The 10,586-nt window shown below is 59.0% G+C and carries 5 protein-coding genes and 1 pseudogene; 2 read left to right on the top strand and 4 right to left on the bottom strand.

Annotated features, from left to right (window positions below; all coding sequences use genetic code 11):
• Positions 1–194 precede the first annotated feature (194 nt).
• A pseudogene (locus tag CGK74_RS18535) lies at positions 195–395 on the top strand (transposase domain-containing protein); the annotation flags it as partial.
• A 376-nt stretch (positions 396–771) separates the two neighbouring features.
• On the opposite strand, the gene CGK74_RS18530 reads toward CGK74_RS18535, so the two are convergent.
• From CGK74_RS18530 to CGK74_RS18520, 3 genes are all read right to left on the bottom strand, one after another.
• On the bottom strand, positions 772–1,014 hold the full coding sequence (locus CGK74_RS18530; RefSeq protein ID WP_094269834.1) for a hypothetical protein: 243 nt from the start codon (positions 1,012–1,014) through the stop codon (positions 772–774).
• Between the two features lie 219 nt (positions 1,015–1,233).
• Entirely contained in the window at positions 1,234–5,097 is a 3,864-nt protein-coding gene (locus CGK74_RS18525; protein ID WP_094269833.1) for a hypothetical protein, read from the bottom strand.
• Positions 5,097–8,216, bottom strand: coding sequence for a hypothetical protein (locus CGK74_RS18520; RefSeq protein WP_133091968.1), 3,120 nt, complete (start codon positions 8,214–8,216; stop codon positions 5,097–5,099). The genes CGK74_RS18525 and CGK74_RS18520 overlap by 1 nt, the downstream gene beginning before the upstream one ends.
• A gap of 521 nt (positions 8,217–8,737) precedes the next feature.
• On the opposite strand from CGK74_RS18520, the gene CGK74_RS18515 reads away from it, so the two are divergent.
• On the top strand, positions 8,738–9,235 hold the full coding sequence (locus CGK74_RS18515) for an effector-associated constant component EACC1 (RefSeq protein WP_094269831.1): 498 nt from the start codon (positions 8,738–8,740) through the stop codon (positions 9,233–9,235).
• A 601-nt stretch (positions 9,236–9,836) separates the two neighbouring features.
• Here the strand turns inward: CGK74_RS18515 and CGK74_RS18510 are convergent.
• On the bottom strand, positions 9,837–10,406 hold the full coding sequence (locus CGK74_RS18510; RefSeq protein WP_094269830.1) for a hypothetical protein: 570 nt from the start codon (positions 10,404–10,406) through the stop codon (positions 9,837–9,839).
• Between the last annotated feature and the right edge of the window lie 180 nt (positions 10,407–10,586).

Genomic DNA, 10,586 nt, shown 5'->3' with positions numbered 1-10,586 from the left:
CCACCATCGCGCCGCCCGGGGCGGGGAAACGCCAACGCTATCGTCCGACTGACGCCGTCCTCAAGTTCCTCGAAAGCCTCTGAAATTATGCAAAGCAGAGCACGCGACCCTCCGTAGAGGACCGCACTCGAGGCCGAAGGGCTTGCATAATCGACGACCGCGCATAGTTGCGCTTATGCCAACCTTTGCATAAGCGCAAGAACTGGCTGTTCGCGGGGAGCCTGCGCGCAGGCCAGCACGCGGCTGCGATCCTGAGCCTGATTCAGTCCGCGCGGCTCAATGGCCACAAACCCTGTGCGTACCTGAAGGATGTGCTCGAACTCCTGCCGACGCAGCCCTACAGCAAGATCGGCGAGTTGTTGCCGCGCCGCTGGCAGCCGGTCGTCTGCGCCTGAGCGAAACGGCAAGACCGGTTCGCCGGGCGCTTACAGGTGAACAACGCGATGCTGCGGTTGCACGACCGAGTGCCATTGGACGTGCTGCCTGAAGATCTGCACGCTGGCGGATCAAGGACGACAACACTGAGCTCGTTCGGCTACTCCTGGTGCCACGCCCGAACGCAATGCTTCGAATGCATCCTCTGGCGACCGCAGTCGGAAAAGTTCGCGTTGAGGGCCCGGAACTGATTGCCCCCCGCGAGTGACAAGACATGATGAGCCCGCGTAACGCAGGCTCTTTCCATGAAACCCCGCATACGGTGCGTGACCGAGGAAGGCGGAGAGAGGCCTCCAATGATACTTAGCTCAACACACGGCAATCCTTTGCAGCGGGTCAACGCCCCTCGTGGTCCTGCTCCCTTTTCAACCACATCGCATCAACAGATGCCCGGCTAAAAATCGGATAGGGCTGTCCGATGACCTCTTCTGCCAGCGTAGCGCTCATGTCGACAGGCTCGCCCAGATCGGCGCAGCCGGAGATGTCGTCTGCAGTCTCGTACGCTTGTACCTCATGATCAGCTTCGACAATCAACTTCTCAAAAACACCACCTTCCATTGTGACGATGAAATAAGGCATTACCAGTGTTCCTGTGTGTTGTGAGAACGTCATTATCGTCTAAAACTTACGATTTAGACCGTAGTTGCACGAACCGGAACCAACCTAACTCGGCACTTACCCGAAGCCAGCTGTGAATAATTTCACAGCTGATGTCCTTGGTGAGAGCCCGCCCCCCCTACCTGCCGCCACCAATCACCGCGTGAAACGCGCTGGCTGTCGGCCCGCACCACCGTTGCGTCACACGCGGGTGTCACACAACAGAAGTGTGTTCAGCAAGTTCAACTCGTTCGAGGCCATGAAGTATCGGTCATCGAACACCACATCAAACTTCAAAGGGTTAGTCTGCCCGACACCCGCGACCCACGGGAACCCCTCATATCGTGGTATCGCTGGCATTACAGCGGCACTCGCCGATAAAGCACGGCCTAGACCATCCCGCCACAGTTCAGGCTCCATCAAGGGTCGAGGCTGTTCGTCGTGACTACCGACCGGCCGCAAGAACTGTGGGTAGGCGGCGGGAACGGCAATCCACGTGTTGGGGGAGCGCAATTCCTTGAGCGTGTTGAACTCGGTTGCGGCGCCAAACTTCTCCCTCGCGAGCAGTCGGAATAGATTCGCCGCGGGGATCCGTAAGCTACCCGGAAGGGCCTCGGTGGCGTCGATCTCCTTAAGCTGACCGTAGAGCTGGCGGGTCATCTGCTCCACCCTAGTGAGTTGTCCCTCGAATGCGAACACCTCGCGCTTGTCGAACTGCGCCCAGCTTTCGATGGCCATCGGGCCAGCGAAGTACATGTGATCAGCAATCTTCGGGCGCCCCTCGCCATCAGGGAGCAACATGGCAATCGGCCCGCTCGCTTGCTCGAAATACTCCCTGGCATCCCGCTCCTTCACGAACGAGCAGCCGTCCGCATCCCGCTTGGCGGTCGCCTGCAACCGGAACCGTCCGAACAGCTCATAACAGTTGGTACGTGCCTTGCTCACCAACCCAGCTAGCTCCTTGCTGCCGCTACCCTTCACGTAGGTGTCGGCCTCCGCCAGGAACTGGGTGACGTACTGCGACATGAGACTCAGCAGTTCGTCCACGCCCACGCTTCCCACGGGCACCAACGCCAGGCTCTGACGCAAGCCAGCATCGCCCGTGATACGGGTGAAAATCGTGGCGCGCAGCATCACCAACAGGGTCATCAGGTCAAGTGACTGCCGCAGCCACTGCCGGCGGTCCAAGTCTTCCTCATGCACCAGGAAATCATCGATCAGCATCACGAGCTTGCGCGGCACCCCATCGCCGGACACCTCGATTCCGCTCTCGTCGTGGTAACTGCCACGACCGCGGTAAATGAGTTGGGCGATTTCCATGAGGGCCGATTCGACGTTAAACCGAGGCACCGCCGCGATGATGACATCCGTGCGAGGAAATGAGACACCCCGTGCCCCTGATGACGTCATGAGGAAGACCTTAACTCGATCCCTGGTCTCCTCCTCGACGAGCTTCTTGCGCCAAGAGGCCGGCACCGACGAGTCGAGAATTTGGACGTTCTTGTCGTTTAGCCCGAGGTCGGCCTCGGCCGAGAGCGCACCACGCAGGGAGCGTAGGAACAGCTTATCCTGCGCAAAATAGATAACCTGCTGCGCCCCACTGGCGACGGCACCCTTGATCTCGTTGGCCGCACTCACCACCAGTGCCTCATCCGCAGCCCTGCGAATGGCTTGGCGCGGGGTCTCGAGAAGGCCGGGTTGCCTCTCTTGAATCCGGACGGCCGACAGGTTCACCTTGTACCGAATGCTGAGCGAACTGGCCGGATAGCTGTTCGTCATCACGTGGAGAACCTTTGGTTTCCCGGCACCCACACGCACCTTCGAAACCTTGAGATCGAAATGCTTCTTGCCTCGGGACTTCGAGACCAGGACCTTGTCAGGCGTCCTGTCCCCCGCGTTGAGGTACCGATCCAGAACGACCTCATTACCGAGCGAGGCGTCGGAGACGACAAGAACAATCGTGAAGGGGCTGCTCTCTCCCGCAAATGGGTCTATGAATTCCTCTCTCAACCAGGTCGCCACGGCATGCACAAAGGGGGCACCGGCGCCATCCCCGGCCAACTCGTCGACCATCACGACGATTGTCGGCATCCGTTTTGCGAACTCGCGTCGCTCCTCAATCCCAGCCTTCCGCATTCGGCCTTTCTCGCCGGCCTCGCAGAAGAGCTTCTCCAAGGCCTGGATGGTGTTCCTACCATTCCCCTTTTCGCGGAACCCTTGAAGGGCTGCCGTGAGGACCGCGCGGTTCACTCCCGGATTCACGGCAAGCAACTCGCGCGTCGTCGCGGACATGGCCGAAAGCACTCCCATCAATGGGCGCTCCTCGACCATGTCCTCGTTCTCGGAGAGCGTCATCTTGCCGAGCCGCGAGCCCGCGTGCTTCGCCTCAATCTCTTGCTCGTCTTCCGGGGTGAGGAGCAGCACACTTCCCTTCGGCTTGACAAGGTCCGCCACGCCATCGACCACCACAGCCCCGTCAACCTTGCGCCTCTCGTCTACCCCTCTCTCGACCAGTGTGCGGTGGTACCGCTCCGCAGCAGAGATGATCTGTGCGTTGGTGGTCACAGTAAGGATGCCGGATGGTGCCCCATTCTTCCGGGCAAGTTTTTCGGTGACATCCCGATTGATGACCACCCGGGGACTCACGTACACAAACAGGTACCCCGACTGCTGCTTCGCAAGATAACGCGTGACCGCAGTTGTCTTGCCGATACCCGGGTTTCCCTCGAGTGCAAGGACATTAACCCTACCCGGTCGCGCAGCCTCCATTCCAGCCACTACAGCCGCCGCGTGAATATCGCGTAGGGCGACTCGTTGATGACCTGGTTTGAGCTCCTCCAATGCCTCCTTGAGTGCGGTCGCCGCCGGCCTGCCGAAGTAATCCTCAAGGTCCTGATGGTCGGGGACGAGAGACAAGGCGTCCTCTTTCGAGTACTTCTGCATGGGGTTCGCAAACTCTGGTACCACCTCCTCAAAGTCGAGGCAGTAGTCCTCGCCAGGCTTCGGTGATTCCTTCAGTCCCTTCAGCCCGCGTCTAAGGTCCCGGGGAAGTCGGCCGACAAGCTGCTGGAAAACGGATTCCACCTCGACGGCCAGCCGCTCCATGTCTCCATCAACTGTCTTCGCCACCTGCCGATAGGCGAACCCCATCTGCTGCATCAGTGCGAAGCGCGGATCCTTAGTCTCGGTCGGAACGAACCTTGCCGCCAGACTCTCAAGGCCATTCGGGGTGATGGCGAGTGCCCTCACGATGCTGGGCTTCCTGAGCAGGCCATGGCGCTCCAACACGCGAACCGTCGACTCTGCGTAACCAGACGCTTGGCACAGCTTGTAGAACGGTTTGTTGTCCGAGGTCAGTGCATTCAGATGCGTCTTGATATCGTCCGAGAGCTCGAACCTCTCCTCCTCGACCTCCGCGGAGACGCGGGCGAACACACTACGGGAGTCCACCAAGCGCCGGTACCGTAGCAGGGCCCCTAGGTGGGCATTTTCCTCAAGAAAATCACCCTGCTCCGCCAGCATGTCGTACGAATATTCTTGAACAAGGAGGTGGTCCTCTTTGTGAGAGCCCGACAACCAGAGGAGGAAGTCGGCCCTAGCCGGCATCCCCTTGTCCGCAAGGGCAGGGTCAACAAACCCACCGAGCCCAAGAGTCTGGTGAATCCCTCCACATAGCAGCTCGCGCTCTGCCTCGAAGTCGTTTCCTCCAGGCATGGACAGCGGGCACCAGAGGGCGCGCACAGAGAGGTCACCATTGCCGAGAGGCCGGTCGAGCTTGCGGAGGTACTCCCGCATTGCGGTGTATCCGAGCCCATAGGAAACCGCTGCCATGTTCTGCAACGCCGAATGAAGCTGCTCCTTCAAGGTCTCGTCAATGACCTGAAGTTCGCGAATGACAGCCCTATGAATGGTCGAAACCTTGGTGTTCCGCCAAGGCGACAGATGCTCGGACTCCAGGTCGATGAGCTTCCAATCCGCAAGACAGCCTAGGACGCCGCGCTTGACCAGGATCTCAAACGCTTGCCCCCAGACAACCGACTGCTCCTGGAAAGTAAGTCCATCCATCAGGCAGCCTCTCGGTCCTTGTGGAGCACCTTAGTGACGTGAGCTAGGAGAGCCGGGAACGAGAGGAGGACATTGCCCTTACCTCGACGCTCCATAACCTGCAGTTCGCCGGCCGCCGCAGTGGTAGTCGGCGCCACCCAGCCGAAGGGGTCGAGTACCGGGAGCACTTGGTGTCTTGTTGCAGCACGCTCACTCTCGAGGAAGTGGAGCGCCCGGAGCACACCCAGGATGGTCTCGCGCGCCGCCTTTCCGTCGGGGGTTGTGCCGAGGATGTTCTGGCGGATTGCCTCACTCCATTCCACGTTTGAAAGGCGCTGCTCAACGTCGTAGAAGTAGGTGCAGAAGCCTGACTGCGGCCGCCCCCCCTCAGAGACAACCGCCAGGGTCGCGAACGTGTAGACCGGCTGCAGGCCGCGCAGCAGGTCGCGTTCGGACTGCTCGTACATCCGCTGATGGTCGGTGAATGTGGACACTTCAAACGCGCTCTCACTCGCGGATCGGGTGTGGAGCCGCGTCGCGGGAAAGACGTCTCGCCTCAGCGAATAGACGAGGACGTCCGGAAACTTGGTCGCCACCGACTCGAGGAACTCGTGGGTACTGTGTGGCGCGTGACGCTCCGCAGCCCGACCGATGTGCCGGTTGCCGAAGTGATGCGAAAGCAATACGACGTGCCTGTACCCATCGGAGCGGAGGCGTGCGATTTCCTCAAGGATGAGTTGGGGTTCACGGAACGCCTTTCGACTTTCGACGAGCCGCGACTGCATGCGGTCCACGCATACCTTCATCATCCCCTCGCTGTCGCGGTCCGCACGGAAGGACCGGGAAATGAACAGGAACCCGTCAGCATCAGGATAGAGTGGATGCACATCGCACGGGCGAGTCACATAGGAAATGACTGCCACCCTGTCCAAAGCCCCACCCACCGCTGTGTGAATCGGGAAGCCAGCCTGAAGCGCGAGAAGGGAATTCTTCTTCCTGAACTCGGCTGTCCGAACCTCACCTTGGGTGTTGAACCCCTGCATCTTCACGAGCAACTCTCGCGAGAGCGCTCGCTCGATGGCCTGGCACGCCGCGTAGACAGCCGACGTACCCTCCTCCGGCTGAGTCTCCTTACCCTTGGCTTGAAGGCGAATCAAATGCACCGCGAGGTCTGTGGAGTGTCCATCCGCCTGCAAGCGCCGGACCAACTCCCAAAGCGTCAGGTAGCCCACGAGCGCGAATGCCGCGCAGGCGCTTGCGCGTAATTGCTCGACCTTGGCCTTTTCCTCGTTCTTGGCGCTCTTGGTGAGCGTCAACGACCGCTCATCGTACTGAAAGCGCACGCCACAGCCGGCATCAAAGGTCGCTGCAAGTGCGTCGTTCGGCGCCCATGTCTCGGTACCATCGGCTGACTTACCAGCGCGATACGGAACGAGATGGACGGGTAGGATGGGCTGCGTCAAGTCTCGAACCATCCGGACTTCCCGCCGATTGCCAGTAGGCGAAATTGACCGCTCCATGAGGCGCGTCTCCACCGGATAGGACGCCAGCCCCCGTACCTCTGCAGGGTTCTCAGTGATCGTTAAATGCTGGAACCACGTGATGCTGTCCTGGCCTGAATCGTTCTTGACCAAAATTTCGGCATTGCGGGACGCCATCGAGCGGACAACTGCCCAGTCCACCATGCCACGGTGAACAGCGACATAGAACTTGTCAGCGGTCCGGTTTGCATCGTCCACAAGCTTGGCCGACTTGGTCTGGAGCACTCTAACCAAGGCCTGCGCAATCTGGTCCATGACCTTCTCTCGACTACGCAGCTCACCAATCAAGCGCCGCACTGTTCCCTCCGGGTCAGCCTTAAGTTGAGCGGCAATCGCATCGGCCTGTGTCTCAAGGGCCTCAGCCAAGGGGGCATCAATCGAACTCGGAATGACCAGCCACAGGAACACCACCTCAGCGATGGCCTTAGTGTGGTTCGCGCCGCGTCGTTCCTCAGCGAACAGCCGTTCCTCAAGTCGGTCAAGGCGCGTCACGAAAGCAGGCTTCCCGGATTCCGGGTTGTTGCCATTGACCCGGAACCGGTACGAAACCTCCCGCTTGGTTGCAACGCCCTTCTCCGGGGCTACTCGAGCCTCGAACAACTGCACGGACCACTCAGCCCACACGGGTAGGCAGCCGTAAAACAAGGCCTTCCGCAGATGGTCTGACAGGTCTGTGCTGCTGCGCTGGCCGTAGGTGATGCTCACGTCGAGCGGCAACGACCTGCCGGATGAGCTTCCAAAGAGCTCGAAGCACCTGAGGACACGCTCGACGTAGGCCCGAAGACCAGCCCTGTCGCTATGTGCCACGACAGACTGCATCAGACGGAAGCTAACCATTAGGCGCACCCGAGCCATAGCTTCGTCGTCAAGGAAATCCAAGAAACGGCGAATCTGGCTTCCGGGCTGATCTCGCTGGTCGCGAACAGTTTTAAGAATCGGCCCAATGTCGTCCTCGTCCCAGTCCTCGTTGATGAGTTGGTTACGAATTCCATCGAGCAACCGCTCCAGCCAATCGCGGCCATCGACTAGCTCGACGGCCGAAAGCAACCTGGCCACATCCCTTTCGCGCTCGGCCACCTTGCGGTCAGACGACGCGAACCCAACGGGAACCATACTGGCAGTCAGCGGAGACTCTGGTAAGCGAACATTGAGGCTCTCAGCTAGAGCGTTCAACGCCTTTGCCGCACTCGATTCCGCCAGTTCCCGCAAATGGGTCGAGGACAACGCCGCGTCGAGGTGTTTCGAGATGGCGTTGTGCAACCGCTCGACCGCACTCGTGACCTTAGCCTCACTGCCAGGAAGAAGCCGACCTCCCACCTTAGCTGACGTCCCACGTGGCGGGATCTCCAGTTCTCGGATGAATCCCTTGTCGTCCCCGAAGGAAAGGTCATCCGTGAAGCCGGGCTCCTTGAACAGGAGGCGAAGCGCTCTGCCGAGATTAACGTCCAAACGTTTGGCGCCGGCGTCAAACAGGGTTGAAGACGGCGTCCTAGCCGGATCAAGCGCCTTCGCCAGTAGTTCGGCGAGACGTGCGAGGTCGACGGACGGGGTACGGGTACGCGCAGAAATACTGGCGCCCCCAAGGTGGGGTGTGCTCATAGGTCAGCTCCTTTTCTGGCCGCTACGCCACTTCATCCCGCCGGACGACCAATCCGGTGGGCGGGTTCTGAAATCTCTTTGTGCAGTATAACGGCATCCAATGCAGCAAGTGCTACCTATGCCTATGGATTGCTGGCGAAGCTCAGGACTCCAATGCTTCCAGTGATAGAACTATCGGTGATGTCGCGCGCGAACAGCTCGCTCAAGAATCAAGCGACTCGCCTGGTCTTCTCGGTTCGCCCAATGACTGCGATCCACACCCGATGAGGCGAAGGCTGCCGGCTCTTTCCCAAGCGAACCGCTTCTTCGCGAGAAACTTTGTACCTGCTGGCAAATCTATGGGACATATGACCGCCCTCTCCAATGCTTCGGGCACTGCCCGAGATATGGAGGGCTCGACGGGAAAGGAGCGACAGCAGTTACCCCGTTGCCGAAGGCTACACCCACCGCTGCGAGAACTGCTTCGCCAATATTTCTTTAGCCCGATACCTCTTCCAGGCAGGTTCAACTCGGAGACACCTATGCCGCACACAGAAAGAATCACCATCCGGTACGTGGATGGCTTCGAGCCTAGCGCGGCGGAGATCGGGCTGGAGGGGTTTTACGTTTCCGGGGAATGCCATAGTTTCGTTTACCGAGGCCGGAAGCCAGGCCCGGGCGAGGTCTATGGGACAATCACGGTAGCTCTAATAGCAGCCGGCGCCGGCGTGGTGGGCGCAGCCATCACCGGCGTTTGTGCATACCTAGCCAGCCGTGGTGCTCAAAAGGTCTCGATTAGGAGCGCCAATGGAAGGGCTATTGAGTTCCCAGTGGACACCAGCAAGGAGCAGGTGGAGGCGATGGTCAAGCTCGCAATCGCCATGGATAATCCCGAGATCCTCATTGGCTCACCTCGAGCAGTCAGCGAATATGCTGACAGAGCTAAGGAAAGTGCGGCGGCCACGTGGCGAGAGCATGGGCTCGGCGCTGGAGATGACAGCGAACGTGATTCGCCCGGAAAGGACGTATGGTTTCCTTAAACTGCACAAGATCGGCAGGACTAAGGTAAGCAACCAGTGAACGGCGAAGGCCTTCGGACAAGTTCGTGACAGCTTCTGGCCGAGACTGTGTAAAAACGCGCGCACGGCTTGCCGTAGTGGGGAGAAATGGTCGCAAAGGCGAAAAGTGGTTGGTTGCAGTGGGGCATCGTCGTCTTTCATGCGAGAAAAAGAGGCCCTTAGTGGGAAATCTCTCAACTGACTTGCCGGCTTCTCACGTTTTTACACAGCCTCGGCCGAGGGTGTGTAAAAACCCGAATAGTCGGTAGATCGGATGAGGAATTGCCCACTGATGACCACGATCTGGCTGCTAGAAGGGCGCCGTCTCCCACGGGAAGCGACGCTGCGTGGGCGTTGCGAGCATCTTTTCCCACCGCCACAGGTCGCAAGCGCGTTTTGACACAGCCTCGGCCGGACCGAGACCTTCGCCAGTGATGCGGCAAGGCCGACGGCCCCCGTCTGTCTCGACCCGACCCACTGCCGCCGCTCACCGTCGAAGAAATCTGCCGCTTAAAGTAGAGCGGGCCGCTGTGACCCTGCTACGCAGCGTCCAGCAACCAGACGGAGCGAAATTGTGCCCCCGCTAGGCAGTGCTCATGTCATCGTTGAGTCGCCCTCTTAGGAATTTTCCACCAACTCCTTTTAGTACCTCTCTATCAAAGAGCTTGCCTTTGAATTGGAAATTACGATCAATTCTAACGATAAGCAATTGCTCAAAGTCTCCTTGGCTCTTTACCAGCACTAGGTCGCTGGCTTTCTCAGGCGAGATGGTTTTCACCTCAACAAGCTTTCCGTCAATTGTTCCGTCAGAACCGGCCGTGTGTGTCCCATGACGACGAAGACCGAACTTTATCTCAGCGTAGATCTCCCCCAACTCCCCCCAAATCTGCAAGTACCTGCCCGTATTCTCAAAATGCCGTATGGCGCAATCGATTAGATCGTGAAATATCTCTGTTTGCTCAAGTGTACTTAAGGGGAATCCATCTCTGCTTTTAAAAGGCGCGTCCGTCTCATCTTCAAGCTGAGAATCCACCCATGCCCTATCTATGTATTCCCATTCCCAAGGCGCAGCGCCGGAGCCGGCAGCATCGGCTATCTCCTCCGCGCTGTATCCGCGCTCATTCATCTCGTAAAGAAAATCCCAGTCGCTCATGATCTTATTTTCCTAGGGGCTGTTCACATTTGCTGATTTGTGTTTACATCCTGATCTTTGGGCGGAGATCAGGATGCTTCGGATGGTGCTGACAGATGAACAGTGGCAGACAATCGAAGGGCTTCTACCCGGCAAACCCGGCGATAGAGGGCGTTCGGCCAAAGACAACCGGCTGTTCGT

This window comes from Thauera propionica (assembly GCF_002245655.1).
Lineage (GTDB): Bacteria > Pseudomonadota > Gammaproteobacteria > Burkholderiales > Rhodocyclaceae > Thauera > Thauera propionica.
This window is presented reverse-complemented; position numbering and strand designations above follow the sequence as displayed.

Excerpts from the sequence above, each read along its gene's own strand:
- CGK74_RS18510 (WP_094269830.1), bottom strand. The coding sequence starts at position 10,406 with ATGAGCGACTGGGATTTTCTTTACGAGATGAATGAGCGCGGATACAGC.
- CGK74_RS18520 (WP_133091968.1), bottom strand. The coding sequence starts at position 8,216 with ATGAGCACACCCCACCTTGGGGGCGCCAGTATTTCTGCGCGTACCCGT.
- CGK74_RS18530 (WP_094269834.1), bottom strand. The coding sequence starts at position 1,014 with ATGCCTTATTTCATCGTCACAATGGAAGGTGGTGTTTTTGAGAAGTTG.
- CGK74_RS18515 (WP_094269831.1), top strand. The coding sequence starts at position 8,738 with ATGCCGCACACAGAAAGAATCACCATCCGGTACGTGGATGGCTTCGAG.
- CGK74_RS18525 (WP_094269833.1), bottom strand. The coding sequence starts at position 5,097 with ATGGATGGACTTACTTTCCAGGAGCAGTCGGTTGTCTGGGGGCAAGCG.